Genomic DNA, 26640 nt, shown 5'->3' with positions numbered 1-26640 from the left:
ACGGCCGACGCTCTTCCCCGGGTGCCGATGCACGACCAGCGGACGTGGCATAGAATCGGGCGCGCGCCGAACCGCTCGGACCCGGGGATCCGCGGTCCGAGGGGGATCTGCGCCATTCGCACGTCATCATCTGTTCCCTTCTGAAGGAGTCCTTTCTTGTCACCGTCGGCCGACGCCCATCCGTCCAGCTCCATCGCGGAGGTGCTGGCCCTCTCCTCGGGCCAGATCGTCCAGGAGCTCGGCTACGACGACGACGTCGACCTCGATCTGCGCGACGCGATCGAGGACGCCCTCGGCGAGGATCTCGAGGACGAGGACTGCCAGGAGATCGTCGACGCCGTGGTCATGTGGTGGCGGGAAGGGGACGGGGACCTCACCGACGCCCTCGTCGACGCCCCCACCGCCCTCGCCGCCGGCGGCCCGATCTGGCTGCTGCTGCCCAAGGCGGGCCGCGACGGCCATGTGCGCCCGAACGAGGTGCAGGAGGCCGCGAACATCGCCGGCCTGCGGGTCATGAGCACCGTCAGCCTCGCCGCGGACTGGACGGGCACGCGCCTGGCCACCCGCAGCTGAGGCCGCAGGGACCGTTCCGGCGGTCCCGCCGGGGACGTTAGCTCAGCTGGTCAGAGCACCTGGTTTACACCCAGGGGGTCGGGGGTTCGAGCCCCTCACGTCCCACCCGAGAACCTTAGGTCGTGCACGCATCAGGCGTCGGAGGACCGCACGGACGCGGTTCCCGCGAGATCCGTCTTCTCCGCGTGCTCCGCGGACGATCGTCCTGTACGCGGTGGGTTCACCGCTCCTAGGCTGAGGAGGTCCCGGCACGCATGCCGGGGCGTCCCGTCCGAGGAGGCTTCCCGCCCGTGATGTCCGACGACTTGTCCCGCCCCCGCCCCGCTCCGCATGCGAGCACGCCGGACGATCTGCTCGCGCAGCTCGGAAGCTCCTCCGAGGGCCTGACCTCCGTCGAGGCCGCGGAGCGCCTGCGCCGTCACGGCCCCAACGCCCTGCCGGCGGCGGAGAAGCGTCCGCTGTGGAAGCGGTACCTGGCCCACTTCCAGGACATCCTGATCTACATCCTCCTCGCCGCGGCCGTCCTCAAGGCCATCACCGGCGACTGGGTCGACTTCGCCGTGATCGCTGTGGCCGCGGTCGCGATCGCGACCGTCGGATTCATCCAGGAGGGGCGCGCCGAGGAGGCCCTCGACTCGATCCGCTCGATGATGTCGCTGGACGCCCAGGCGCGCCGCGACGGCGCATGGACGGTCGTGGACGCGGAGGCGCTGGTCCCGGGGGACGTCGTCCGTCTGCGATCGGGCGACCGGGTCCCGGCGGATCTGCGGGTGCTGCGGGCGACGGGCCTGCAGGCCGACGAGGCGGCGCTGACCGGGGAGTCGGAGCCGACGGCGAAGAGCGTCCAGGAGGTGGGGGAGGACGCCGGCATCGGCGATCGCTCCTCGATGCTCCATTCGGGCACGATCATCACGGCCGGCACGGGCATCGGCGTGGTCGCCGAGACCGGTGCCGGCACCGAGCTCGGCCGCATCACCGCGATGGTCAGCGGGGTCGAGAAGCTCGTGACGCCGCTCGCCGCGCAGCTCGAGCAGCTCGCCAAGCGGCTGTCGATCGCGATCGGCGTCCTCGCCTTCGCGATCATCGTCGTGGGTCGCCTGATCCATGACTTCCCGGTGGACGAGCTGCTCTCGGCAGCCATCGGATTCGCGGTCGCCGCGGTCCCCGAGGGGCTCCCGGCGCTGGTCACGATCACCTTGGCGCTGGGCGTGCAGCAGATGGCGCGGCGCCGCGCGATCACCCGTCGGATGAGCGCGGTGGAGACCCTCGGCGCGGTCACCGTCATCTGCTCCGACAAGACGGGGACGCTCACGCAGAACGAGATGACGGCGTCCGTCGTGGTCACGCGCGATCGACGGGCCGACATCGAGGGGACCGGGTACGCCCCCGAGGGCCGTGTCTCCGTCGACGGGACCGCCGCCGATCTGGAGACGATGCCGGATCTGCGCGAGCTCGTCATCGCCTCCGCCCTGTGCAACGATGCTCGCCTCGAGCAGGGGGAGCACGGCTGGGGCATCGTCGGCCAGCCCACCGAGGGCGCCCTGACGGTCCTCGCCGCGAAGGCCGGGATGGACAGGCCCGGCCGGCGCGTCGCCCAGGTCCCCTTCGAGTCCGCGCACAAGTTCGCCGCGACCCTCGACACGACCGACGACGGCGAGCGCGCGGTGCACGTCGTCGGGGCTCCCGACCGGCTGCTGGACCGTTCGATCGCCGAGCGCACGGGCGACGGCGGCCGGGCACCGCTCGACCGGGACGGCTGGGAGCGTCGGATCGAGGAGCTCTCCGGGCGGGGCCTGCGGGTGCTGGCTGCGGCGGCGCGTCCGAGCCGCGGTCCGCAGGACGGGTCGCTGGTGCTCGAGGATGCGGAGGACCTGGTGATGCTGGGGCTCATCGGCATCATCGATCCGCCTCGGCCGGAGGTCCGCGATGCCATCGCCGACGCCCATGCCGCGGGCATCCGGGTCGCGATGATCACGGGCGACCATGTCGGCACCGCGGTCGCGATCGCCCGCGATCTGGGCATCGCTCCTGCCGAGGGGGAGGTGCGCGCGCTGACCGGGCCCGAGCTCGAGGAGATGTCCCAGGAGGAGCTGCGGGTCGCGGCGCCGGATGTCGACGTGTATGCGCGCACGAGCCCCGAGCACAAGATCCGCATCGTCCGGGCGCTGCAGTCGCATCGGGAGGTCGTGGCGATGACGGGCGACGGCGTGAACGATGCGCCGTCGATCACGCGGGCCGATGTCGGCATCGCGATGGGCATCAAGGGGACGGAGGCCACCAAGGAGGCCGCCGACATCGTGCTGGCGGACGACGACTTCGCGACCATCGAGAAGGCGGTGGAGGAGGGGCGTCGGATCTACGACAACATCCGCAAGTCCGTGGTCTTCCTGCTGCCGACGAACGGTGCCCAGTCGCTGGTGATCCTGGTGGCGGTGCTGGGCGGTCTGGCGCTCCCGCTCTCTCCGGTCCAGATCCTGTGGATCAATCTGGTGACGGCGGTGACGCTGTCTCTGCCGCTCGCGACCGAGCCCGTCGAGCCCGGCACCATGAGCCGTCCGCCCCGGAACCGGGACGAGCCCGTCCTGGTGGGTCGCTCCTGGGCGCTGATCGGCTTCGCCTCGCTGCTGATCGGCGGGATGACGCTCCTGCTGTTCCTGCTCGAGCGGGACGGCGGCGCCGCCTATGCCGAGGCGCAGACGACGGCGGTCGCGATGCTCGCCCTCGGTCAGCTGGCGTTCCTCTTCTCGTGCCGGATCCTCGGCGGGTCGTCGTTGCGGCTGCGGGCCCTGCAGGGCAACCGGATGGTGTGGATCGCTGCGGGCGCGCTGCTGGTGCTGCAGCTGGTCTTCACCTATGCGCCGTTCATGCACACGTGGTTCGGCTCCGCGCCGATCGGCGCGGCGGCGTGGGGGAAGGTCGTCGTCGGCGCCGTGATCGTCTTCCTCCTCGCGGAGGCCGCGAAGGCGGTCCTGCGGGTGGTCGCGCCCGAGCGCGGGACCGGCGAGGGCCCGGCCGACGTCCCTCCGGCCGACGTCCCTCCGGCCGGCGCCGGACGGGTCAGGACGAGCGCGTGAGCAGGTAGGCCAGAGCCAGCAGGCAGGGGAGCGCGAGGGCGGCGACCGCCCAGATCAGCGTCGTCCGGGCGTCCTTCGTCCGTTCGAGGGAGGTGCGCGGGCGGCGCTGCTGCGTCGCCTCCTGCTCCCGTCGGCGGGCTGCGATCATCTGCGTCACGGCCACCAGCAGGACGGCGGCGATCGTGAGCGCGAACAGCAGCAGGATCAGGGTGTCGATGTCTCTCACTCCCCAGCGTCTCGGACACCCCGGGCATTCCGTGCGGGGCCAGGACAGGGTCTCACGGCCCCGCCGCCGAGCCTGGATGCTTCCTATACTGGATGGGCCGTGCGCGACCCTCCCGGTCGTGCCGTCGTAGGAGGAGACCCGCCCGTGAGCGCACCGATCCGCACGTTCGATGTGGAGGCCGTCCGCGCGGACTTCCCCATCCTCTCCCGTCGGCTCGATGAGGAGACGCCGCTGATCTATCTCGATTCCGGCGCCACCTCGCAGCGCCCGCAGCAGGTCATCGATGCCGAGGTCGCGTTCCTCACGCATGACAACGCCGCGGTCAAGCGCGGCGCGCACCGGATGGCGGAGGCGGCGACCGATGCCTACGAGGGCGCTCGGGAGACCATCGCCCGCTTCATCGGCGCGCCGCGGCCCGAGGAGGTCGTGCTCACCCGCAACGCGACCGAGGCGCTGAACATCGTCGCCGGCTCCCTGGGCAACGGGGACGCGTCCACGCCGGAGCATCTGCGGGTCGGCGAGGGCGACGAGATCCTCGTGACCGAGATGGAGCACCACGCGAACCTCGTCCCCTGGCAGGAGCTCGCCCGGCGGACGGGGGCGACCCTGCGCTGGATCCCCCTGGCCGACGACTTCACCCTGGATCTGACGGATCTCGAGAGCCTGCTCACCGAGCGCACCAAGGTGCTCGCCCTCACCCATCAGTCCAATGTGCTCGGCACGGTGAACCCGGTGGCGGAGCTGGTCGCGGCCGCTCGCGCCGTCGGTGCGCTGACCGTCCTGGACATGGCCCAGTCCGCTCCCCATATGCCGGTGGACCTGGCCGATCTCGGGGTCGACTTCGCGGCGCTGTCCGGGCACAAGATGCTCGGGCCGACGGGCATCGGCGTCCTCTGGGGCCGCTACGAGCATCTCGCGGCGATGCCCCCGTTCCTCACCGGCGGCTCGATGATCGAGCTGGTCACGATGGAGCGCACGACCTTCGCCGAGCCGCCGGCGCGGTTCGAGGCGGGCACCCCGCCGATCTCGCAGGCCGTCGGGCTGGCCGCGGCCTGCGACTACCTCTCCGCCCTGGGCATGGAGGCCGTCGCCGAGCACGAGCGGGCGCTCGTGGATCGGGCGCTGCGCGGACTCGCCGGCGTGGAGGGCCTGCGGATCATCGGGCCCGGGCCCGCCGCCGATCGCGCGGGCGCGATCTCCTTCTCCCTCGACGGACGCCATCCCCACGACATCGGCCAGGTGCTCGACACCTTCGGCATCGAGGTGCGCGTGGGCCACCACTGCGCCTGGCCGCTGCATCGCCGCTACGGCCTGCACGGGACGACGCGCGCCTCCGTCTCCGTCCACACCACCCCTGCGGAGATCGACGCCCTCGTCGAGGGCGTCGCCCGCACCGTCGACTTCTTCCGAGGACTCTCGTGACCCCACCGCCCGGCAACCCGCTCAGCTCGCTCTACACCGAGCTGGTGATGGACCACGACCGCCATCCGCTCCATGCGGGTCTGCGCGAGCCCTTCGACACCGAGGTCCATCACGTCAACCCCACCTGCGGGGACGAGATCACCCTGCGCCTCGCTCTGGCGGGCGAGGGCGAGGAGCTCCGCGTCGCCGACGTGTCCTACGAGGCGATCGGCTGCGCGATGAGCCGGGCCTCCGCCTCGATCATGGCGGATCTCCTGATCGGCCGCACCGTCGCCGAGGTCGAGCCCGTGCGCGAGCACTTCGAGGCGGTCATGAGCTCCCGCGGCCGTCTCGACGGTGACGAGGACCTGATCGGCGACGGCGTCGCGCTGATGGGCGCCGCGAAGTTCCCGGCGCGGGTGAAGTGCGTGCTGATGCCCTGGAAGGCCTACCGGGCGGCGCTCATCGAGGCCGAGACCCTGGGCCGCCGATGAGCACCCTCGCCGAGGTCCTCGCCGTCCTCGAGGGCGCATATCCGCTGGAGTGGGCCGAGTCCTGGGACCGGGTGGGTCTCGTGCTGGGGGAGCGCGAGGCCGAGGTCCGGCGCGTCCTCCTCGCCGTCGACCCGTCCGTCGAGGTCGCTCGCGACGCTGTCGAGGACGGTGCGGACCTGCTCGTGACCCACCATCCGCTGCTGCTGCGCGGCGCCAGCTTCCTCCCCGCCGATCAGGGGAAGGGGCGCGTGGTCACCGATCTGCTGCGTGCCGGCACGGCCCTGTGGTGCGGCCACACGAACGTCGACCGGTCCACCCGCGGGACCGTCGGCGCCTGGGTGCGGGCGCTCGGCCTGCACGAGGCGCGGCCCCTCGCGGCGCCGACGCGGCCGGAGACCGCCGCCCACGGATCGGCTCTGCACGGCATGGGCGCGATCGGTGAGCTGGCGGAGGCCACGACCGTCGGCGAGCTCGCCGAGCGGGTGTCAGCGCTCGTCCCGGAGACAGCCCGCGGGATCCTCCATACCGGTGATGCGGGGCGGGAGGTCCGCACCGTCGCGGTCTGCCCCGGGGCCGGCGACTCGCTCCTGCCGACGGTCCAGGCGACCGATGCCGACGTGTACATCACCTCGGACCTGCGTCATCACCCCGTGCTCGAGCATCTGGAGTCCGCCGCCGCTCCGGCCGTGGTGGCCGCCCTCATCGATGTGCCGCATGCCGCGAGCGAGGCCCTGTGGCTCCCCGAGGCCGCGGCGCTGCTGCGCGAGACGCTCCCGCATCTCGAGGTCTCCGTCACCGCGCGCACCTCGGACCCCTGGGGCGGCCGCATCTGACCTCCGCGGCAGGGTGCGCCGGTCCGAGGTCGGGCGAAGACGAGAACGGGGCGAGACGAGACGAGACGAGACGAGGATCGACCGACGCGGCCCTGCTCAGCCGACGCGATCGATGACGATCAGGCGGTCGCCGTCGAGCTCGACACCGAAGCCGGCGCCGGCCCCGGTGCCGCGCCCGGTCTGCCGGGCGAAGCCCTCACGGAGCAGGTCGACGGTCTCGTCGGCATCCGCCGGGGCCGAGGCCGCGGCGAGCAGCAGATCCGTGACGATCCCGCGATACCGCTTGGCGTCGTGGGAGATCACCGTGCGCCGCCCGCCCTTCTCCTGGACGGGAGCGACCTCGAGGACGCGCACGGCATCGTTCCCGCGCAGACGCATCATCGAGCGGTAGGAGCCCGAGCGGCAGTCGATGACGACGGGGGAGGAGGAGTCGGCCTGCTCGGCGAGGAGCCGGGCGGCATGCGTCGTCAGCCGCGGACCCCACCAGGAGCCGGCCGCCCCCAGGCGGGACACCCGCGAAGCGGCGGAGAGGCGGTAGGCGGGGATGCGGTCGACGGCCGCATCGACGACGCCCAGCAGGGCGCTCTGCACGAGGACCCGCCGATCCGCCGGGATCGGCCGGTGCGCGTCCAGCTGGTCGTAGAGGACACCCGAGTACACCGACAGCGCAGCACCCGCGGGCTCCTCCTCCAGGGCGGCCATGCGACCGACGAGCTCGGGGGAGGAGGCGGGGACGCCCAGCTGCTCGGCGGCTCCTGCGGAGCGGGCGGTGCGGATCGCCGCGCGCAGCATCGTCGCGCGATCCGCGCGCAGCGCGGGTTCGGCGAGGGACTCGATGGCGAAGCGCTCGGCGGCGTCGGGGCGGGTCTTGGTCTCCGAGGGCGGCAGCAGGATCAGCACCCGTCCATTGTCGAGGAGCGCGCGTCGCGTCCCGGACCCGCCGCGACGAGAGGTCGCGCACGTCACCTCGGAGCACGCCGTGGGCGCACGGCGACGGGGCGCGGGGCCGGTCGGGCGTAGGATGGTCGGCGGACCAGTCGGCCGAGCAGTCGCGTCCTCGGGGTGACCCGAGGCCGAGGAAAGTCCGGGCTCCGTCCGGCACGGTGGTGGGCAACACCCACCCGGAGCGATCCGCGGGACAGTGCCACAGAGAGCAGACCGCCTCACCGCCCTCGGGCGGGGAGGCAAGGGTGAAAGGGTGGTGTAAGAGACCACCGCGGCCCCGGTGACGGGGTCGGCATGGCAAACCCCACCGGGAGCAAGGCCAGACAGGGGACGTCCGAGGGTGCCGGCCCGAGTCCCCGGGTAGGCCGCTGGAGGTCGTCGGCGACGGCGATCCGAGATGGATGACTGCTGATCACAGAACCCGGCTTACAGGCCGGCTGGTCCCCTGATCGAGACGACGGGCCCGCCGCGAGCACATGCTCGCGGCGGGCCCGTCGTCATGGGGTCCCAGGGCCGGATGCTCCCTACTTCGCGGCCTTGGCCGCGCGCTTGACCTCGTGCCGCGCGAGGGCCGCGGCACCGATGATGCCGGCCTCGTTGCGCAGCTGCGCGGGGACGATCGGGGCCCGCAGGTCCAGCAGCGGCAGGAACTTCTCATGCTTCTTCGAGACGCCGCCGCCGACGATCTGCAGGTCGGGGCTGAACAGGAACTCCAGCAGCGCGTAGTACTCCTGGAGGCGCTCGGCCCAGGCCTCCCAGTCGAGGTCGTCGCGCTCGCGCGCGGAGTCGGCGACATGCTTCTCGTAGTCGGAGTCGCCGAAGGGGATGTGCCCGAGCTCGGTGTTGGGCACGAGCTCGCCGTCGACGAACAGCGCGCTGCCGACGCCGGTCCCGAGCGTCGTCACCAGGACCACGCCCTTCTGGCCGCGGCCGGCGCCGAACTCCATCTCGGCGATGCCCGCGGCATCGGCGTCGTTGACGACGAACACGTCGTGGCCGGTGCGCTCGGTGAAGAGCGCGTCGGCGTCCGTGCCGATCCAGGCGTCGTCGACGTTCGCGGCGGTCTGGGCGACGCCGCCCTGGATCACGGCCGGGAAGGTCACCCCGACCGGGATGCCCTCGTCGATCTCGAAGCTGCCGATGAGATCCCGCACCGTGTCGGCGACCGCGTCGGGGGTGGAGGGCTGGGGCGTCGGGATCCGCAGGCGATCGGCGTCCAGCCGGCCCTTCCTGAGATCGACCGGGGCGCCCTTGATGCCGCTGCCGCCGATGTCGATGCCGAACGCCAGCTTCTGCTTCGCCTTGCTCATCGCATGTCCTCGTCCCGGTGCGCCGGGTCCGGGGCCGCCCGTCGGACGGACCTGCGCACAGTGTGCCAAAGATCCGGGCCGACGACGGCACCGTCCGCCTCTCGCGCCGTGCTCGGCGGACGGCGGACGGCTCACACGACGGTGAGCAGCTCCGGACCGTCGGCCGTGATCACCATCGTGTGCTCGAACTGCGCGGAGAACCCGCGGTCCGCGGTCACGACGGTCCAGCCGTCGTCCCACTGCTCCCAGTCCTGCGATCCGATCGTGACCATGGGCTCGATCGTCAGGGTCATGTTCTCGGCGATGACGTCGTCGAACATCGGTGCGGAGTCGTAATGGGGGATGACCAGGCCGTTGTGGAAGCCCTCGGCGACCCCGTGGCCCGTGTAGTCGCGCACCGACTCGTAGCCGTGGCGGGCGAGGAACTTCTCGATGACCCGGCCGATCACGTTGACCTCGCGGCCGGGCTTCGCCGCGCGGATGCCGCGATGCATGGCCTCCTCCGCCTTCTCGACGAGCGCCTGCGCCCGGGGATCCACGTCGCCGACGAGGAAGGTCGCGTTGCAGTCGCCGTGGACGCCGTGGATGAAGGCGGTGACGTCGACGTTGAGGATGTCGCCGTCCTGCATCACGGTGGAGTCGGGGATGCCGTGGCAGATGACCTCGTTGAGGCTCGTGCAGCACGACTTCTCGAAGCCGAGATAGCCGAGGGTCGAGGGATAGGCGCCGTTGTCGACGAGCACCTCGTGCACCACCGCGTCGATGCGATCGGTGGTCACGCCCGGGACCGCGGCCTCACCGGCGGCCTGCAGCGCGAGCGCCGCGATGCGGGAGGCCTCGCGCACCCGCTCGACGATCTCCGGGGTCTGCACGCGGGGACCGGAGTCGGAGACCGCCTCGTCCTTGCCGACGTACTCGGGACGCTCGATCCGCTCGGGCACCGGGCGCCGCGGGGAGAGGGTGCCGGGCACCAGGAGCTCACGGCCTTCAGGACGGATCCACACCTGCTTTACAGTCATGGGCACCAGTGTCTCATCGCCGAGGGAAGGGGTCCGCCATGAGCGAGCCGACGCAGTACTACTACAACCTCGAGACCCGCAGCGTCGAGGAGGGCGCGCAGTCGCCGGCCAAGGACCTGATGGGTCCCTACGCCACACGCGCAGAGGCCGAGCATGCTCTCCAGAGGGCCGCCGCCCGCAACAGCTCCTGGGACGAGGAGGACGCCGCCTGGGACGACTGATCGGAGACCGCTCGGCCCGCCGGATCCGTTCCCGGCGGGCCGAGCGGGATCACTCGGATGGGCTCGATCGGATGGGCTCGATCGGTCGGCCTCACTCGAAGGTGTGCTCGGTGCCCGGATAGGCGCGCGCGATGACCTCCTCGCGGTATGCCTCCGCCGCCTGCTGCAGATCGCGCCCCAGGTGCGCGAACGCCTTGACGAACTTCCCCTCGAAGCCCGACAGGCCCGCCATGTCCTGCCAGACCAGCACCTGGCCGTCGCACTGCGCGCCCGCGCCGATGCCGATCGTGGGGATCGAGAGCACCTCGGTGACCCGGGCGGCGACGGGCGCAGACACCAGCTCGAGCACGATCGCGGAGGCGCCCGCCTCCTGCACGGCGAGCGCGTCCTCGGCCAGGCGGTCGGCGTCGGCCGCGTCGCGGCCCTGGACCCGATGCCCGGACAGGGCGTTGACCGACTGCGGGGTGAAGCCGAGGTGGCCCATGACGGGGATCCCGGCATCGACGAGCGCGCGGATCTGCGGGGCGATGACGCGTCCGCCTTCGAGCTTGACCATCTCGGCGCCGGCGCGGATGAGCTCGACGCCGTGGCGGACGGCGTCGAGGGGGCCGGTCTCGTAGGTGCCGAAGGCGAGGTCGGCGACGATCAGCGGGCGGGTCACGCTGCGGGCGACCGCCCCGGTGAAGGTGAGCATGTCCTGGTGGGTGGTCGCCGTGGTGCTGGCGTGGCCGAGGACGGTGGTGCCGACGCTGTCGCCGATGAGGAGGGCGTCGATGCCGGCCGCCTCGAAGGCACGGGCCGAGTACTGGTCGTACGCGGTGAGCATCGTGAAGGGGCGGTGGTGCTCCTTGGCCTCCTGGAGATGGCGCAGGCGCACCTTCCGGGGGCCGACGGAGCCGCTGCCGGGGGCTGAGGTCACGATGTCCTCCTGGGACGGGGTAGACGAGCGGTCGAGGTGCTGACCGCTGGTCCATTGTGGTGCATCGGGGGCGTGCATGCGGGGCGGTGCCGCGCGGGCGGAGGGCGTGCGCGCCCGGTGATGAGGCGAGGCGGGGAGGGAGCGTCCAGGGGCGCCTGCGATGATCGGAGTATGAGCATCCTCCTCCGTCGCAGCACCCGTTCCCTGGCCGTCGGTCTCGGCGCTCTCGCCCTCGCGGCGGGAGCGGCCGCCTGCAGCTCCGCCGGGACCGGCGGGGACGCCGAGGCCAGCAGCTCGGCGAGCGCGACGGCATCCTCCTCGTCCTCGTCGGCGTCGGATGCCGGCGGGTCGTCGGTCTCCGCGGCGTCGGATGCGGGCGGGGACGAGAGCACGGATCCGGATCTGCTCGCGGCCGAGGAGCGGGTCGTGGCGTACTTCCAGGCGCTCGCGGCGCAGGATGCGCAGGGGGCCTGCGGCATGCTGCTGGATGCGTCGACAGGCGCGCCGCTGGCGGGTGAGGCCCTGGATTCCTGCGCGGCGTATCTGGAGGAGGACGGGGTGATGGAGTCCTTCACCGAGGATGTCGTCGCGCAGATCACCGTGGGGACGCTGGAGTCGTCGAGGCAGGAGGACGGCACGGTGGCGGTCACCGTGGAGGGGTCCTCGACGCTGGTCCTGACGGAGGTCTCGGACGGCGAGTGGGCGATCGTCCCCGACGAGACGGACTGACGGCCGTCTGACGGGCTGGCCTGCTGAGGGGCGGCGCGGAGCGGGTCTGCTCGGTGCTCCCGGCGTCCGCTCCTCGTTCCAGGTCCTGCGCGGTCGATGCGCGGCGGGCGGTTGTGTGGCAGGGTCTTGCCCCTAGGGGGAACGCACAGTGCTTTGCCCATGAGAGAAGGAATCGCTCATGACCACGTATATCCGCAGGTCCACGCGCGCTCTCGCCGTCGGGATCGGGGCCGTGGCCCTGTCCGTCGGCGCCGCCGCCTGCAGCTCCGGGGGCGACGAGGGGACCGCCACCACCGACGCCGAGGTCACCGCGGAGGAGACTACGGCGGAGGAGACGACCGCCGAGGAGACCACCGAGGACCAGGTCGAGGAGACCACCGAGGAGACCTCCGAGGAGACCGATGAGACCGATGAGACCGATGAGACCGGGTCGGATGACGCGGCCTCCGGGGACGTGACCGACGAGGACCTCTCGGCGGCGAAGTCCCAGGTGCTGGGCTTCCTCGGCGCTCTCGGCGACCAGGATGCGGAGGCTGCGTGCAGCTTCGCGATCAATGCGGCGACGGGTGAGCCCTACGCCGATGATGAGCTGGCCGCGTGCGGCGAGCAGATCGAGTCCACGGGGATGATGGACGTCTTCACGCCGGAGCTCGTCGCTCTGGTCACCGAGGACACGCTGACGGCGGAGGCCAACGAGGACGGCACGATCACCGTGGGCGCGTCCGGTTCGAGCCAGATGGTGCTCACGAAGGCGTCCGACGGGAACTGGTACGTCTCCGGTTCGGTGGGCTGATGCTTCCGAGCTGACGCTCCGGAGCTGACGCTCCCGGGCCGAGGCTCGACGGCCGGGGCGCATCGTCGGCGGCTGTGGTCGTCCGGCGCCCCGCGCCCGGCTCCGTCCGACGGGCGGTCCTGCATCCTGCGGGGCCGCCCGTCGGCGCGTCCGGCGGCCGTCGGGCCGGGTGCGGCATCCGGGCCATGGCGGACAGGGGGGGGCGGCCGTCGGGCCGTGACCGCGCTGTGACCTCGTGGGCGGGGGAGGCGCGGGTGTTGCAGACTGTGCGCATGGAACAACTCCACGACGATGTCATCCGCCGCGTTGCCGACCACGACGTGCGCTTCATCCGGCTGTGGTTCTGCGATATCGCGGGGACGCTGAAGTCCATCGCGATCTCGCCGTCGGACCTGGAGATCGCGTTCACCGAGGGGATCGGGATCGACGGGTCCACGATCGAGGGCCTGACCCGCAGCTACGAGTCGGACATGCTGCTGCGTCCGAACCCGTCGACCTTCGAGATGCTGGGCTGGCGGGGGACGTCGAATGCGACCGCGCGGATGATGTGCGACGTCCTCACCCCGGATGGGGAGCCCGCGGCCTCGGATCCGCGGCGGGTGCTGCGCGATGCGCTCGCGAAGGCGGAGGCCAAGGGGCTGGAGCTGTTCGTGCATCCGGAGATCGAGTTCTACCTGTTCCATGAGCAGTTCCAGGCGGGGGAGCCGCTGCGGCCCATCGACCAGGCCGGCTACTTCGACCATGTGCATCGGGGCAACGGGCAGGACTTCCGGCGCTCGGCGATCCAGCATCTCGAGGCGATGAACATCCAGGTGGAGTATTCGCATCACGAGAACGGCCCGGGGCAGAACGAGATCGATCTGCGCTATGCGGATGCGCTGACCACGGCGGACAACATCATCACGCTGCGCACGGTGGTCAAGGAGGTGGCGCTGACGATGGATCAGGTCGCGAGCTTCATGCCCAAGCCGATGATCGAGCATCCGGGATCGGGCATGCACACCCATCTGTCGCTCTTCCAGGGCGGGCGCAACGCCTTCCATGAGCCCGGCGCGGAGTTCGGCCTGTCGCGGATGGGCCGGCAGTTCATCGCGGGCCTGCTGCGTCATGCGCCGGAGTACTGCGCGGTGACGAACCAGTGGGTGAACTCGTACAAGCGGCTGTGGGGCGCGCAGGAGGCGCCGAGCTACGTCTGCTGGGGGCACAACAACCGGTCCGCGCTCGTGCGGGTGCCGTTCCACAAGCCGACGAAGGGCACGAGCTCCCGGATCGAGTTCCGCGGGGCCGACTCGGCGGCCAACCCGTATCTCGCCTTCGCGGTGCTGCTGGCGGCGGGGATGAAGGGCATCGAGGAGGAGTACGAGCTGCCCGAGGGCGCCGAGGACGCGGTGTGGGAGCTGACCGACCGCGAGCGCCAGGCGATGGGCATCGAGCCGCTCCCGACGGATCTGTTCCGGGCGCTCGAGCGCTTCGAGACCAGCGAGCTGATGGCCGAGACCCTCGGCGAGCAGGTCTTCGAGTTCTTCTTGCGCGACAAGCGGGCCGAGTGGGCCCGCTATCGGGAGCAGGTCACGCTCCAGGAGCTCGAGTCCACCTTCGGTCGTGTCTGAGCGCGCCGGATCGTCTGCGAGAGGGGTCGCCGCATGAGGGAGCCGCCCACGACGACGGGGTCGCTCGCCCGTCTGGGGTTCAGCCGCACCGACCGCGTCCAGCGGTTCCTGGCGGAGCCGGCGCTGGCGGCTCTGGGGCCGCGTGCCGCGCGCGCGATCGGGGCGACGCCCGACGGCGATGACGCGGTGCTGGGGCTGCTGCGTCTGGCGGAGGCCGCGCAGGCCGCTGGGGACGGCGCCCTGGTCGACGAGTTCCTCGCGAGCGTCGGGGAACCCGGCAGCCCCGGCGAGCGCCTGGTGCGCCTGGTGGGGACCTCGGTCGCGCTCGGCGACTTCCTCACCCGGCATCCGGATCGGTTGGCCGCGCTGCGCACGGGCGATGATGCTCTGGCGATCCCGCGCGATCAGGTGCGTGCGGACCTGCTGCGGGCGGTGGGTGCGGATCCGGAGGCCGACGCCGCGGTCGCGGAGCTCTCGGGGCGGGAGGGCCGTGATGCGCTGCGGGTGGCGTATCACGAACGGCTCCTGCAGATCGCGGCCGCCGATGTGGCCGCCGTCGATCCGGCATCCCTGCTGCCGCAGGTCTCGGCGGCGATCAGCGATCTCGCCGATGCGGCGCTCGAGGCGGCCGGGGCGATCGCCCGGGCCGTCGTGGACGGGCAGGCGGCGGTGCGCTGGTCGGTGATCGCGATGGGGAAGACGGGGGCGCGCGAGCTCAACTACATCTCCGATGTGGACGTGATGCATGTGGTCGCGCCCGCCTCGACGGACGAGCCCTGCGAGGAGACCGATCTCGTGCAGATCGGGTCGGCGCTCGCACGGGAGCTCGCCCGCGTCTGCTCGGACCGGACGTCGGAGGGCTCGCTGTGGCAGGTCGACGCGAATCTGCGGCCGGAGGGGAAGGACGGTCCGCTGGTGCGGACCCTCGACTCCTATCGGCGCTATTACGGGACGTGGGCGCATTCGTGGGAGTTCCAGGCGCTGCTGAAGGCGCGGGCGGCGGCGGGGGACCGGGACCTCGGTGCGCGCTTCGAGGACATGGTCCGGCCCTGGATCTGGCAGGCGTCCACCCGGGAGGGGTTCGTCGAGGATTCCCGGGCGATGCGTCGGCGGGTGGTCGCGCACATCCCGCGGGGCGAGGTCGACCGCAACATCAAGCTGGGTCCGGGAGGTCTGCGGGACGTCGAGTTCACGGTCCAGCTGCTGCAGCTGGTCCATGGGCGCGCCGACGAGCGGCTCCATGTCCGCACGACCCTGGATGCGCTCGCGCGGCTGGGGGAGGGCGGGTACATCTCGCGCCGGCACCGGGAGGAGATGGATGCGGCCTACCGGTTCCTGCGGAGCGTGGAGCATCGGATGCAGCTGCATCGTCTGCGTCGCACGCAGGTGCTGCCGACCGCGGAGGCGGATCTGCGGCGTCTGGCCCGCACGATGCGTCTGGGCGAGGAGGAGTTCGAGAGGACGTACCAGCGCACGCGACGTCGGGTGCGCCAGCTCCATGAGGAGATCTTCTACCGGCCGCTGCTGGTGACGTCCTCGACTCTGAGCGACGACGAGATCCGTCTGAGCCCGGAGGCCGCCGCCGAGCGCCTCGCCGCGATCGGCTACCGGGATGGTGCCCGGGCGCTCTCCCATATCCGGGCGCTCACCGAGGGGATCTCCCGGAGGGCCGCGATCCAGCGCCAGCTGCTGCCGGCGATGCTGCAGTGGTTCGCCGACGGCACCGATCCCGATCTCGGCCTGCTCATGTTCCGCCGGCTCTCGGACACGATCGGCTCGGCCCACTGGTATCTGGGGATGCTGCGGGACTCGGGCACGGCCGCCAAGCGTCTGACGCGGGTGCTCTCGGGCAGCCGTTTCGCGGGCGAGCAGCTCGAGCAGATCCCCGAGGCGGTCCGCTGGCTCTCGCGCGACGAGGAGCTGCGGCCGCTGACCCGGGAGGTGCTCGGGCGCGAGTTCCTCGCGGTGATCCGCCGGGTCGAGACCGTCGAGGCGGCGCGGGACGTGCTGCGGCGCACGCGCGAGCGGGAGCTCCTCCGCGTCGCGCTCGCGCAGCTCACCGAGACGATCACGCCTCGCGAGTGCGCTCGCGCGCTCACGGACATCGCCGAGGCGGTCCTCGAGGCGGGGCTCCTGGTCGCGTACCACGCGGTCGCGCGGGAGCGGGGGGCGATCGATCCCGGCACGGGGGCCCTCGAGGGCGTCGGCGTCGTCGATCTCGGCACCGCGCACCGACTGCGGGAGCGGCGCTCGGATCCGGCGCGCGCGCTCGGCGTGGAGGTGGGGATCATCGCGATGGGCAGCTTCGGCGCCGCGGAGATGGGCTATGCCTCCGATGCCGATGTGCAGTTCCTCGTCGTCGACCGCGGAGCCGGGGAGGAGGCGGGGCCGATCGGGGTCGCCGTCGCCGCGCAGGTGCAGCGGCTGCTGAACGCGCCCGCCGCGGGCACCGATATGCGCGTCAGCGCGGATCTGCGGCCCGAGGGACGCAATGGCCTGCTGGCCCGCAGCGTCAACGCGTGGCGGGACTACTACCGGCGGGATGCGCTGACCTGGGAGCGGCAGGCGCTGCTGAGGGCACGCCCGGTGGTCGCCTCGGAGGAGCTCGCCGCGGAGATCGTCGCCGAGATGGACCGTCACCGGTATCCCGCCGGCGGGCTCGCCGACGCGCAGCGACGGGAGATCGCGCGCATGAAGGCACGGGTGGAGTCGGAGCGGCTGCCGCGGGGCGCGGATCCCTCGCGGCATCTCAAGCTCGGCCGGGGCGGGATGACGGATGTCGAATGGTGCGCGCAGCTGATCGCCCTCGAGCACGGGCACGAGGTCGAGGCGCTGCGCACGACGAGCACGCTGGACGTGCTGGAGGCGGCAGCGGCGGCGGGGCTGCTCCCGGACCACGAGGCGCGCGAGCTGTCCGACGCCTGGGGCCTGGCCTGGCTGATCCGTCGTGCGACCCTGCTGTGGAAGGGGCGGGAGACCGACGTCCTGCCCACCGATCGCAACGATCTGCGCGCGGTCGCCCTGCTGATCGACGGGGAGGACGCGTCCGCCGCGGATCTCGAGGAGAGGTACCTGCGGGTGACGCGGCGGGCCCGCAACGTCGCGGAGGAGATCATCTTCGGCGACGGCACCGCGGAGACGGAGGGACCCTGACCGGCCGGCCCGACCGCGTACCCTGGACGCCGTGACGACCCCGAGACTGAGCGCGGACACCCCGCGCGGCCGCATGTACCGCCTCGAGCCCGACGGCCCGCTGATGTATCCCTCGATCACCACCGTGGCGGGGATGCGGGCGAAGGACCATCTCCAGGGCTGGTACGCGACCATGGCCTCGAAGCGCGCCCTGGACATGTACGCGTGGCTCGACCGCAACCCCGATCGGGCGCAGGCGGAGATCTCCCGGGTCGCGCGGGACCGGTGGGGGACGCAGAAGCGGATCGCCGCCGCCGCCGCGGAGCACACCCGTTCCGCCGCGGACTTCGGCACGCTCGTCCATGCCGCCTGCGAGCGCTGGGCCCTGGACGGCGCCCGGCCCTCCCGCGGCGACGTCGGCGCCGTCGCCGAGAGCATGCGCGAGGAGCAGGGCGCCTTCGCGACCGAGAAGAGCATGGACGCGCTCCTGGACCGGGCCGACGTGCGCCTCGACGGCTACGACGCCTTCCTGCGGGACTACCAGCCGGAGTTCGTCGAGGTCGAGCAGACCGTCGTCAACCACTCCGTCGGGTATGCGGGGACGACCGACGCCATCGTCCGCATCGGCGGCACGCTCCTCAGCGGCGACATCAAGACCTCGAAGAAGGTCCGCGGGGACTACGCCCTCCAGGGCGTCGCCGTCACCCGCGCCGAGCAGCTCCTCGACGACGACGGCACGATCCGCGAGATGCCCGAGCTGACGGGCGCCTTCGTCATCCACCTCCCCGAGGCCGGCGGCTACTCCGTCGTGCCGCTGCGCACCGGGGACGCCGAGTTCGAGGTGTTCCGGTCCCTCCGCTCCGCCTGGAGCTTCCAGCCCGAGGAGTGCGCCCTGGCGGCGACCAGCGGACCCAAGGACCTGCTGGTCTCCCTGCTGCGCGCCAAGGGCGGCCTCGACGGCCTCGGCTGACCCCGGCTCATCGCTCCGGCTCATCGCTCCGCGGTCCGTCATACCGGGAGCATGGACGGCGCCGCCTCACGGGCCTAGCGTAGGAGCCGAGCCGTCGGATCCCGAGCTATCGGTTCCCGTGCCGGGCATCACCGTCCCGCGGACCGCCGGCGAGCAGTCCGGAAGACGAGCGCGAAGAGGTGAGCGTCCATGGCCGACGACGACGACGTCGTGCAGGTGCACGAGCTGACGAAGACCTTCGGTCCGGTCAGAGCGCTGGACGGGTTCTCCCTCCGCGTCCCCGCAGGGCAGGTCACCGGCTTCCTGGGCCCGAACGGCGCCGGGAAGTCCACGGCGCTGAGGATCCTGCTGGGGATGCTCCGCCGCACCTCGGGCAGCGCGAGCGTGCTGGGCATGGACCCCTGGACCGACGCGGTCGCGATCCATCGCCGCCTCGCCTACGTCCCCGGCGACACCGTGCTCTGGCCCGGCCTCACCGGCGGCGAGGCCATCGACGTCCTCACCCGCTCCGAGGCCCGGAGCGGGGCGGCGGCGCTGCGCCGACGACGGGACCGCCTCCTCGAGCGCTTCGACCTCGACCCCACGAAGCGGTGCCGGACCTACTCGAAGGGCAACCGCCAGAAGGTCGCCCTCGTCGCAGCGCTCTCGCGCAATGTCGAGCTGCTGCTGCTGGACGAGCCGACCTCGGGCCTGGACCCGTTGATGGAGGCGGTCTTCACCGAGGAGATCCGGGCGCTGCGCGAGGAGGGCCGCACCGTCCTCCTGTCCAGCCACATCCTCGGGGAGGTGGAGAAGCTCTGCGACCGGGTGACGATCATCCGCGCCGGCCGCGATGTCGAGAGCGGCACGCTCCCGCAGCTGCGTCATCTCACCCGGTCCTCCGTCGCAGCATCGCTGCCGCATCGGGACCCGGCGCCGCGGGAGGGGGAGGACCGGCAGGAGGAGGATCCGCTCGCGGCGCTCCGCGCCCTGCCGGGGGTCCACGGGCTCGTCGTCGACGGGACCCGCCTGCGCTTCGACATCGACGACGACGCGGTCCCGCAGGTCCTGCCGGTCCTGCTCGGCATCGGGGCGACCGGCCTGTCGATCGCCCCGCCCTCCCTCGAAGAGCTCTTCCTGCGCCACTACGGGACGGGGGAGACGACGACCTCGACCTCGACCTCAGGGTCGGACCCGTCGGTCCCCGATCCCTCGACCTCAGCTCGAGGGTCGCACCGGGCGGATCGGCCATGACCAGCGCATCGACGGGCTTCGGCGGCATCCTGCGTCTGCACCTGCGGCTCGTCCGACGCTCGATCGCGAGCTGGACCGCGAGCTATCTCGTGCTCATCCCGGCGTCGGTCGCCGCGGTCCGGCAGGCGTACCCCGACCAGGCGGCGCTCGACGCCAGAGCCGAGCTCCTGGACAATCCCGCCGCGGTCATGATGACCGGCCCGGCCTTCGCACTGGAGCACTACACGTTCTGGGCGATGGTCGCCAACGAGCTGTTCCTCTACCTCCTCCTGCCGGCCGCGATCATGAGCGTGCTCCTGGTCGTCCGCCTGACCCGTGCGGAGGAGGAGTCGGGACGCGCGGAGCTCCTGGTCTCGCTGCCGACGGGACGGCTCGCGCCGCCCCTCGCCGCCGCCTGCACCCTGCTCCTCGCCGACCTCGCCCTCGGGGCGGCCACGACCGCCGGCCTGCTCATCGAGAGCGCTCCGCCGGCCGACGCACTGGTCGTCGGCACCGCCACCGGTCTGACCGGGCTCGTCTTCGGCGCGGTCGCGGCGGTCTGCGCGCAGATCTCCGAGCATGCGGGCTCGGCATCGGGCATGGCCCTCGGCACCATCGCCCTCGCCTTCGTCCTGCGCGGATTCGGGGACGCCATTGATCGGCAGGGGAGCTGGCTCTCCTGGACCTCGCCCTTCGCCTGGGCGCAGCAGACCCGCGTCCTCGTCGACCTCCGCCTCTGGCCGCTGCTTCCGAGCATCGTCGCCGCCGGGCTCCTGCTCGCGGCCGCGGGAGCGCTCCACCGACGACGGGATCTGGGTGCCGGGCTCCGCAGCGCGCGCCCCGGCCGCCCTCGGGCCCGACGAGGACTGCTGTCGCCCCAGGGACTGGCGGTGCGCCTGCTCGCCCCCTCGACGATCGCCTGGACCGTCGGCCTCGCACTCTTCGGCGTCGGCTTCGGAACGCTCGCCACCTCGATCCAGGACATGATCGATGCGATCCCGAGCATCGGCGACTGGGTACCGCTGGATCACGACGCCCTCGTCGCCTCCTTCGCCGGCTACGCGCTCGCACTGGTCGCCCTCGGTCCGACCGGGCTTCTGATCTCCGGACTGCTGCGGCTCCGCACCGAGGAGCTCTCCGGGCGCCTCGCCGCGGTGCTGCTCGGCGGGGGCTCCCGCATCGGCCTCGTGCTGCGCTGGGCAGGAGCGGTCCTCCTCGGTGTCATCGCGTCCCAGGCCCTGCTGGGCCTGTCCGTCGGCCTCGGCGTCGTCGCCGCGACCGGCGAGGGCCGCTGGGCGGGCGAGCTGCTGCTCCTCGCACTGCTCCAGCTGCCCGCGATCGCCGTCCACGGCGGCCTCGCGATCGCGCTGCACGGATGGTTCCCCCGCGCGGCGCCGCTGACCTGGATCCTGCTGATCTGGAGCGCGACGGTGATGATGCTGGGCGATCTGCTCGGTCTGCCGGACGCGCTGCTCGACCTCTCGCCGTTCCAGCACGCACCGATGCAGCCCGGGGCCACGACCGATCTCGCTCCGGCGGCACTGCTGCTCGCCCTCGCCGCGGTCCTCACCGGGATCGGTCTGATCGGGATCCGTCGGCGCGATCTGGTCACCGGGTGACGTCCCGGGCGGCGCCGATCCTCGCCCCTCAGCCGCTCGTCGTATCCTGGAGCGTGTGAGAGGACTGCGATGATCTCGATGCGCGAGGTGGCCGAGAAGGCCGGAGTGTCGGTATCGACCGTCTCCAAGGTGATGAACGACTATCCCGACGTCAGCCGCGAGACCCGCGAGCGGGTCACCCGGACGATCCAGGAGCTCGACTACCGGCCCAACGTCGTCGCCCGCAGCCTCGTCAAGCGCCGCTCCTGGACCATGGGCCTGTTCCTGATCGACGCCCTCACCACGCCGTTCATCGCGCACCTCGTCGAAGGCCTGCGCCGCTCCCTCGACGGCACCGGCTACGACCTGCTGTTCCTCTCACCCAACACCGAGGACGAGAACTACTCCTTCGCACGCCACTGCATGAGCCGCAGCGTGGACGGGGTCGCGGTGTTCGGCATCGACCCCGACGAGCCGGCGCTGCGCGAACTGGTCAGCACGAACATCCCCCTCGTGCTCATCGACAGCGCCGTCCTCGGCCCCCGCACCGGCTACGTCACCTCGGACAACCGCCAGGGCACGCACATCGCCGTCGACCATCTGGTCGCGCTCGGCCACCGTCGGATCGCCTTCCTCTCCGGCGATCAGCGCTTCCTCGTGGGCCGTGAACGCGCCGAGGGCTATCGCACGGCCCTCGCCGAGCACGGCATCGCGCATGACCCCGATCTCGAGGAGACCGAGACCTACGACGACGCCGGCGGCTACCGGGCCATGCGCAGCATCCTCCACTGCGGGGTCGCGTTCACCGCCGTGGTCTGCTCGGGGGACCTCATGGCCGCCGGCGCCCTCAGCGCGCTGCACGAGGCCGGTCTGCGCACGCCCGAGGACGTCTCCGTCGTCGGGTACGACGACACCTTCGTCGCGGAGATGACGCTCCCGCACCTCACCACCGTCGACCAGCACGTCTCGGCGATCGGCGCCAAGGTGGGGGAGAGCCTGATCCGCATGATCGAGGACCCCCAGGCGGATCCCCCGCAGGAGACCATCGGCGTCGAGCTGGTCGTCCGCGACAGCACGGCCGCCGCTCCGCAATGCGACTGACGGCCACTGAGGCGCCGTTCCGCCCTGCCGTCGGGCAACCGGGCTGACCGGCGACCGGGCCGCAAAGCCGACAATCCGGCTGACCTGCAGTGCGATGCTTGACACCCGCTGCGCCGCTCGGCTTTAGTGAGACGGACCACGCGCGCCGGCATCGTCGCGACGCGCGTGGACGAGGAGGGGAACCGCCCCTCCTTTTCCGCACCCAGGGCGATAGCGCTTTCGGAGATCAGCGAACTTTCGGGGAGGCGTGGACGGGGCGCGATGCCGCGCATCCGCCGCACTGCACCCGGAGCCTCGACCGCTCCCTCCGAACGCGCCGTCGACCCGCGAAAGGACACCGGTGACTGCATCGGCGCTCTTCTCCCGACGCCTCATGCTCGGCCTGACCGCCGCCCTCGCCGCGGCCCCCGCCGTCGCGACCCTGTCCCCGGCGGCTCCGGCCCGGGCCGCGGGCTGCTCCGATCCCGTCAGCCACTACGGGAAGATGGTCGTCTCGGGCAACCGCATCAACGGCTCCCGCACCGGGAAGCCTGTGATGGTGAAGGGCTCCAGCATGTTCTGGAGCAACTGGTCCGCGAAGTGGTGGACCGCCGGGACGATCGACACCCTCGTCGACTCCTACAAGGCCGAGGTCGTCCGCGCGGCCTACGGCATCCAGACCTCCGGCCAGCCCTACAGCACCTCCGACGAGGCCCTCATCCGGACCGTCGTGAATGCGGCGATCGCCCGCGGCATCTACGTGATCATCGACTGGCACGCCCATGAGGCCTTCAACGACCCCTCGGCCGCGATCGACTTCTTCTCCCGCATGGCCCAGGAGTTCGGCGGCTACGACAACGTCGTCTTCGAGATCTTCAACGAGCCCGAGCAGGTCTCCTGGAGCACCGTGAAGGCGTACGCCGAGCAGGTCATCCCCGCCATCCGCGCCCACTCGGACAACCTGATCGTCGTCGGCACCCCGACCTGGTCGCAGGACGTGGACCACGCCGCCGCCGACCGCATCACCTCCCACAGCAACATCGCCTACACGCTGCACTTCTACGCGGGCAGCCACGGCAGCGCGCTGCGAGCGAAGGCCGACGCCGCCCTCGCCTCCGGCATCGCGCTGTTCGTCACCGAGATGGGCTTCGTGGACGCCTCCGGCGACGGCGCCATCGACTACGAATCCACCAACGAGTGGCTCGACTGGATGAACGTCAACCTCATCTCCTGGGCGAACTGGGCCGTCAACGACAAGGAGGAGGGCGCGAGCATCTTCACCGGCTCCGGCGGGAACACCGCCGCCGGCACCTTCCTCCAGGACATCCTGGTCGCCTCCGCCCCCTACGCCGAGTGGCGCCAGGACGGCGCATGCGACGGCGGGGACACCGGCTCCGGCGGCGACAGCGGCACCGGCGAGACCGGCGGGACCGATGGCGGCACCGGCGGCTCGGGCGCCGCCACGATCGCCGACTTCGAGGACGGCATCGGATCCTGGAGCGGAGACAGCCTCCTGGGCGGCCCCTGGCAGTCCGACGAATGGTCGGCCGACGGCGCCTCCTCGCTCAAGGCGGACATCATGATGTCCTCCGGCTCCCAGCACTACGTGCACCTGACCGGCGACAGGAGTCTCAGCTCGGCCTCCTCGCTCACCGCGACAGTCCGCCGCGCAGCCTGGGGCGACGTGGGCTCGGGCCTGCACGCGAAGCTCTACGTGAAGACCGGCAGCGCCTGGGCCTGGACGGACAGCGGATCGGCCACCGTGTCGACCTCCGGCACGACGCTCACCCTCCCGCTCTCCTCCGTGGCCGATCGCGGGTCCGTGCGGGAGATCGGGATCCAGTTCGTCTCCTCCTTGAACAGCTCCGGCCAGACCGCGGTCTACCTGGACGGCGTCCGCACCTCCTGAGCGTGCATTCCCCGTGCACTCCCCGTGCGACATGAGCGCTCGGAGAGCCCCGGGAACGGGGGAAGGCCCCCGATCCGCGCTGTGCGGACCGGGGGCCTTCCTGCGGACTCTCCGAGGCTCGGATGAGGCTCAGATGTCGTAGTAGAGCTCGAACTCGTGGGGGTGCGGGCGGAAGCGGAACGGATCGATCTCCGTGGTGCGCTTGAGCTCGATCCAGGTCGAGATGAGGTCCTCGGGGAAGACGTCGCCCTCGGTGAGGTAGTCGTGGTCCGCCTCGAGGGCGTCGAGCGCGGCACCGAGGGACTCGGGCAGCTGCTTGATCTGCGCGTGCTCCTCCGGGGGCAGCTCGTACAGGTCCTTGTCGATCGGCTCCGGCGGCTCGATCCGGTTGCGGATGCCGTCGATGCCGGCCATGAGCTGCGCGGCGAAGGAGAGGTACGGGTTCGCCGACGGGTCGGGCGCGCGGAACTCGATGCGCTTGGCCTTCGGGGAGGAGCCGGTGACCGGGATACGGATGGCCGCGGAGCGGTTGCGGGCCGAGTAGACCATGTTCACGGGGGCCTCGAAGCCGGGCACGAGGCGCTTGAACGAGTTCACGGTCGGGTTCGTGAACGCGGTCAGCGAGGGGGCATGCTCGATCAGGCCGCCGATGTACCAGCGGGCGATGTCCGAGAGGCCGCCGTAGCCGCGCTCGTCGAAGAACAGCGGCTCGCCGTCCTTCCACAGCGACTGGTGGGTGTGCATGCCCGACCCGTTGTCGCCGAAGAGGGGCTTGGGCATGAAGGTCGCGGTCTTGCCGACGTTCCACACGGTGTTCTTGACGACGTACTTGAACTTCATGACGTCGTCGGCCGCGTTCAGCAGCGTGTTGAAGCGGTAGTTGATCTCCTGCTGGCCCGCGGTGCCGACCTCGTGGTGGGCGCGCTCGACCTCGAGGCCGGTGGCGCTGAGCACGGTGCAGATCTCGTCGCGCAGGTCCGCCATCTGATCGTTCGGCGGGACGGGGAAGTAGCCGCCCTTGACGCGCGTCTTGTAGCCCTGGTTGCCGCCGAACTCGGACTCGTCGCGGTCGGTGTTCCAGGACGCCTCGTCGGAGTCGATCGCGTAGAAGCCGGAGTTGATGCCGGTCTTGAAGCGGACGTCGTCGAAGATGTAGAACTCGGCCTCGGCCGCGAACAGCGCCGTGTCGGCGATGCCGGTCGAGGTCAGGTACTCCTGAGCCTTCGCGGCGACCGTGCGCGGGTCGCGCGAGTAGGGCTCGTCCGTGAACGGGTCCACGATCGAGAAGTTGATGATGAGGGTCTTCCGCTCGCGGAAGGGATCGATGTAGGCGGTCTCGAGGTCCGGCACGAGCTTCATATCGGACTCGTGGATCGCCTGGAAGCCGCGGATGGACGAGCCGTCGAAGAGCTGGCCGGTCGCGATCGCCTCCTCGTCGAACGAGCTGGCAGGCACATTGAAGTGCTGCATGACGCCGGGCAGGTCGCAGAAGCGGATGTCGATGAACTCGACGCCCTCCTCCTCGATGTACTTGACGACCTCGCTGGGATTGCTGAACACATCTCCTCCATCCGCACCGTGCGGTGCGCTTCGTGCTGTCGTACCCCGCAGGGCCATCGGTGCCCCCGCATCGTCCGGGGGCCGGGCACGGAGTGCCGGTGCGCACAAGCTTAGGGGGATCGCGGAGCGGTACTCCGGGAGCCGCTCCGCCCCGCATCGTCCCGATGGGAGTCCCGGAACGGCCCCCGGGGATCGCCCGGACGGTGAGGTCCGGCACCGGGCGGGGGAGCGGCGGCTCGACGCCCGAGAGCGACGGATAGGCTTCGGGGGTGATCGATCGCAAGGACCTCGGCTCGTGGATGGAGGGCGCCCCCGGCGACCCCGAGTACGTCAGGGGAGCAGCCCTCGGCCTCCCCGCCGACGGCCCCGGCTCCGTCGCCGGCTTCGGCCGACGGCTCCTCGGCCTCGTGATCGACTGGAGCCTCGCAGTGGCCGCCTCGATGCTCCTCTTCTCGTACGACTCGGTGGCCACGCTGTCGATCTTCGCCGCACTGAATCTGCTGTTCCAGACGCTTTTCGGGGCGACTCCCGGGCAGTTCGTCCTCGGCCTGCGGGTCCTGCCCGTCCGGGGCCGATCGCCGATGATCGTGCGGTCCCTCATCCGCACCGCGCTGATGCTGCTGGTGATCCCCGCGGTCGTGTGGAACCGCGACCGCCAGCCCCTCCACGACGTCGCGGCCGGGACCGCGGTCGTGCGCGCCTGAGTCCCGCGGCGGCTCCCGCCGCCCCTCCGGATCGACCCGGTGACGCCCCTCAGCCGGACCTCCGTCGAGCGCGCCGGGGGGGGCTCCTCCTCTGCCGTGATGCGCTGCCCTCCGGTCGCCCTGAGCGGTCCTCCGCAACCGTCCCGGCGCTCTGCAGCGCCGGAGGCCCCTCGCAGGGACTTTCCACTGAAGACTCTCTGACCTGCACATATACAAAGTGTAACGGTTAGATAACGCATGTAACAGCCAGGTAACGGCCAGGGGGCGGACGGAACCCGAGATCCCGCGGGCCGTGCCCGTCGGCCATGCCCGCCACGACCGGGTCCGC

Annotated in this window: 22 protein-coding genes, 1 tRNA gene and 1 other RNA gene; 18 read left to right on the top strand and 6 right to left on the bottom strand. The window is 71.6% G+C overall.

Features of this window, described 5'->3' with window-relative positions; translation table 11 throughout:
• Positions 1-156 precede the first annotated feature (156 nt).
• The 3 genes from ACXET9_RS05390 to ACXET9_RS05380 all read left to right on the top strand — a co-directional run bounded on the left by ACXET9_RS05390 (position 157) and on the right by ACXET9_RS05380 (position 3647).
• A complete protein-coding gene (locus ACXET9_RS05390; RefSeq protein ID WP_457885475.1) occupies positions 157-573 on the top strand; it encodes a DUF3052 domain-containing protein in 417 nt (138 codons plus the stop codon).
• A 31-nt stretch (positions 574-604) separates the two neighbouring features.
• A tRNA-Val gene (locus ACXET9_RS05385) sits at positions 605-678 on the top strand.
• 188 nt (positions 679-866) lie between these two features.
• The gene (locus ACXET9_RS05380) at positions 867-3647 is read left to right on the top strand and encodes a cation-translocating P-type ATPase (RefSeq protein ID WP_457885474.1); all 2781 of its coding nucleotides are present in this window, start codon (positions 867-869) and stop codon (positions 3645-3647) included.
• Here ACXET9_RS05380 and ACXET9_RS05375 read toward each other — a convergent pair.
• On the bottom strand, positions 3631-3873 hold the full coding sequence (locus tag ACXET9_RS05375; protein WP_457885473.1) for a hypothetical protein: 243 nt from the start codon (positions 3871-3873) through the stop codon (positions 3631-3633). The two genes, ACXET9_RS05380 and ACXET9_RS05375, sit on opposite strands and share 17 nt — an antisense overlap.
• Before the next feature lie 144 nt (positions 3874-4017).
• On the opposite strand from ACXET9_RS05375, the gene ACXET9_RS05370 reads away from it, so the two are divergent.
• The 3 genes from ACXET9_RS05370 to ACXET9_RS05360 are packed head-to-tail and all read left to right on the top strand — an operon-like array spanning position 4018 to position 6601.
• Complete coding sequence (locus tag ACXET9_RS05370) at positions 4018-5295, top strand: aminotransferase class V-fold PLP-dependent enzyme (RefSeq protein WP_457885472.1); 1278 nt, start codon at positions 4018-4020, stop codon at positions 5293-5295.
• Positions 5292-5768: a Fe-S cluster assembly sulfur transfer protein SufU gene (gene sufU, locus ACXET9_RS05365; protein ID WP_457885471.1), complete on the top strand. Its 477-nt coding sequence runs from the start codon at positions 5292-5294 to the stop codon at positions 5766-5768. Before ACXET9_RS05370 ends, sufU begins: the two co-directional genes overlap by 4 nt.
• A complete protein-coding gene (locus tag ACXET9_RS05360) occupies positions 5765-6601 on the top strand; it encodes a Nif3-like dinuclear metal center hexameric protein (RefSeq protein ID WP_457885470.1) in 837 nt (278 codons plus the stop codon). The genes sufU and ACXET9_RS05360 overlap by 4 nt, the downstream gene beginning before the upstream one ends.
• 96 nt (positions 6602-6697) lie before the next feature.
• Here ACXET9_RS05360 and yaaA read toward each other — a convergent pair whose 3' ends face one another.
• A complete protein-coding gene (yaaA, locus tag ACXET9_RS05355; RefSeq protein WP_457885469.1) occupies positions 6698-7501 on the bottom strand; it encodes a peroxide stress protein YaaA in 804 nt (267 codons plus the stop codon).
• A 133-nt stretch (positions 7502-7634) separates the two neighbouring features.
• Between yaaA and rnpB the strand changes: the two genes are divergently transcribed.
• Positions 7635-7991, top strand: an RNA gene (gene rnpB / locus ACXET9_RS05350) — RNase P RNA component class A.
• A 79-nt stretch (positions 7992-8070) separates the two neighbouring features.
• On the opposite strand, the gene ppgK is transcribed toward rnpB, so the two are convergent.
• Together ppgK and map are read right to left on the bottom strand one after the other, a co-directional pair.
• Positions 8071-8856, bottom strand: a complete 786-nt coding sequence (gene ppgK, locus ACXET9_RS05345; protein WP_457885468.1) for a polyphosphate--glucose phosphotransferase — start codon at positions 8854-8856, stop codon at positions 8071-8073.
• A gap of 131 nt (positions 8857-8987) precedes the next feature.
• Positions 8988-9875: a type I methionyl aminopeptidase gene (gene map, locus ACXET9_RS05340; protein WP_457885467.1), complete on the bottom strand. Its 888-nt coding sequence runs from the start codon at positions 9873-9875 to the stop codon at positions 8988-8990.
• 38 nt (positions 9876-9913) lie between these two features.
• Between map and ACXET9_RS05335 the strand changes: the two genes are divergently transcribed.
• A complete protein-coding gene (locus ACXET9_RS05335; RefSeq protein ID WP_457885466.1) occupies positions 9914-10096 on the top strand; it encodes an SPOR domain-containing protein in 183 nt (60 codons plus the stop codon).
• A 91-nt stretch (positions 10097-10187) separates the two neighbouring features.
• Here ACXET9_RS05335 and panB read toward each other — a convergent pair whose 3' ends face one another.
• Positions 10188-11015, bottom strand: coding sequence for a 3-methyl-2-oxobutanoate hydroxymethyltransferase (gene panB, locus ACXET9_RS05330; RefSeq protein WP_457885465.1), 828 nt, complete (start codon positions 11013-11015; stop codon positions 10188-10190).
• A 171-nt stretch (positions 11016-11186) separates the two neighbouring features.
• Here panB and ACXET9_RS05325 point away from each other — a divergent pair, with 171 nt between their 5' ends.
• From ACXET9_RS05325 to ACXET9_RS05285, 9 genes are all read left to right on the top strand, one after another.
• Entirely contained in the window at positions 11187-11744 is a 558-nt protein-coding gene (locus tag ACXET9_RS05325) for a hypothetical protein (RefSeq protein ID WP_457885464.1), read from the top strand.
• A 178-nt stretch (positions 11745-11922) separates the two neighbouring features.
• The gene (locus ACXET9_RS05320; protein WP_457885463.1) at positions 11923-12537 is read left to right on the top strand and encodes a hypothetical protein; all 615 of its coding nucleotides are present in this window, start codon (positions 11923-11925) and stop codon (positions 12535-12537) included.
• Positions 12538-12809: 272 nt separating this feature from the next.
• Positions 12810-14147 carry a glutamine synthetase family protein gene (locus ACXET9_RS05315; RefSeq protein WP_457885462.1) on the top strand — a complete coding sequence of 446 codons (1338 nt, stop codon included), beginning with the start codon at positions 12810-12812 and terminating at the stop codon, positions 14145-14147.
• Between the two features lie 33 nt (positions 14148-14180).
• Complete coding sequence (locus ACXET9_RS05310; RefSeq protein WP_457885461.1) at positions 14181-17300, top strand: bifunctional [glutamine synthetase] adenylyltransferase/[glutamine synthetase]-adenylyl-L-tyrosine phosphorylase; 3120 nt, start codon at positions 14181-14183, stop codon at positions 17298-17300.
• Positions 17301-17331: 31 nt separating this feature from the next.
• Positions 17332-18249 carry a hypothetical protein gene (locus tag ACXET9_RS05305; RefSeq protein WP_457885460.1) on the top strand — a complete coding sequence of 306 codons (918 nt, stop codon included), beginning with the start codon at positions 17332-17334 and terminating at the stop codon, positions 18247-18249.
• A 189-nt stretch (positions 18250-18438) separates the two neighbouring features.
• The gene (locus tag ACXET9_RS05300) at positions 18439-19482 is read left to right on the top strand and encodes an ATP-binding cassette domain-containing protein (protein ID WP_457885459.1); all 1044 of its coding nucleotides are present in this window, start codon (positions 18439-18441) and stop codon (positions 19480-19482) included.
• On the top strand, positions 19479-21080 hold the full coding sequence (locus ACXET9_RS05295; RefSeq protein WP_457885458.1) for an ABC transporter permease: 1602 nt from the start codon (positions 19479-19481) through the stop codon (positions 21078-21080). The genes ACXET9_RS05300 and ACXET9_RS05295 overlap by 4 nt, the downstream gene beginning before the upstream one ends.
• Before the next feature lie 69 nt (positions 21081-21149).
• Positions 21150-22160, top strand: coding sequence for a LacI family DNA-binding transcriptional regulator (locus tag ACXET9_RS05290; protein ID WP_457885457.1), 1011 nt, complete (start codon positions 21150-21152; stop codon positions 22158-22160).
• Positions 22161-22500: 340 nt separating this feature from the next.
• On the top strand, positions 22501-24048 hold the full coding sequence (locus ACXET9_RS05285; RefSeq protein ID WP_457885456.1) for a glycoside hydrolase family 5 protein: 1548 nt from the start codon (positions 22501-22503) through the stop codon (positions 24046-24048).
• A 129-nt stretch (positions 24049-24177) separates the two neighbouring features.
• Here ACXET9_RS05285 and glnA read toward each other — a convergent pair whose 3' ends face one another.
• Positions 24178-25608: a type I glutamate--ammonia ligase gene (gene glnA, locus ACXET9_RS05280; RefSeq protein WP_457885455.1), complete on the bottom strand. Its 1431-nt coding sequence runs from the start codon at positions 25606-25608 to the stop codon at positions 24178-24180.
• 269 nt (positions 25609-25877) lie between these two features.
• On the opposite strand from glnA, the gene ACXET9_RS05275 reads away from it, so the two are divergent.
• The gene (locus ACXET9_RS05275; protein ID WP_457885454.1) at positions 25878-26312 is read left to right on the top strand and encodes an RDD family protein; all 435 of its coding nucleotides are present in this window, start codon (positions 25878-25880) and stop codon (positions 26310-26312) included.
• Positions 26313-26640: the final 328 nt, after the last annotated feature.

This window comes from Brachybacterium netajii (SeqCode) (genome assembly GCF_054114245.1).
The sequence above is the reverse complement of the archived record's forward strand: the minus strand, read 5'-3'. Positions and strand labels throughout refer to the sequence as shown.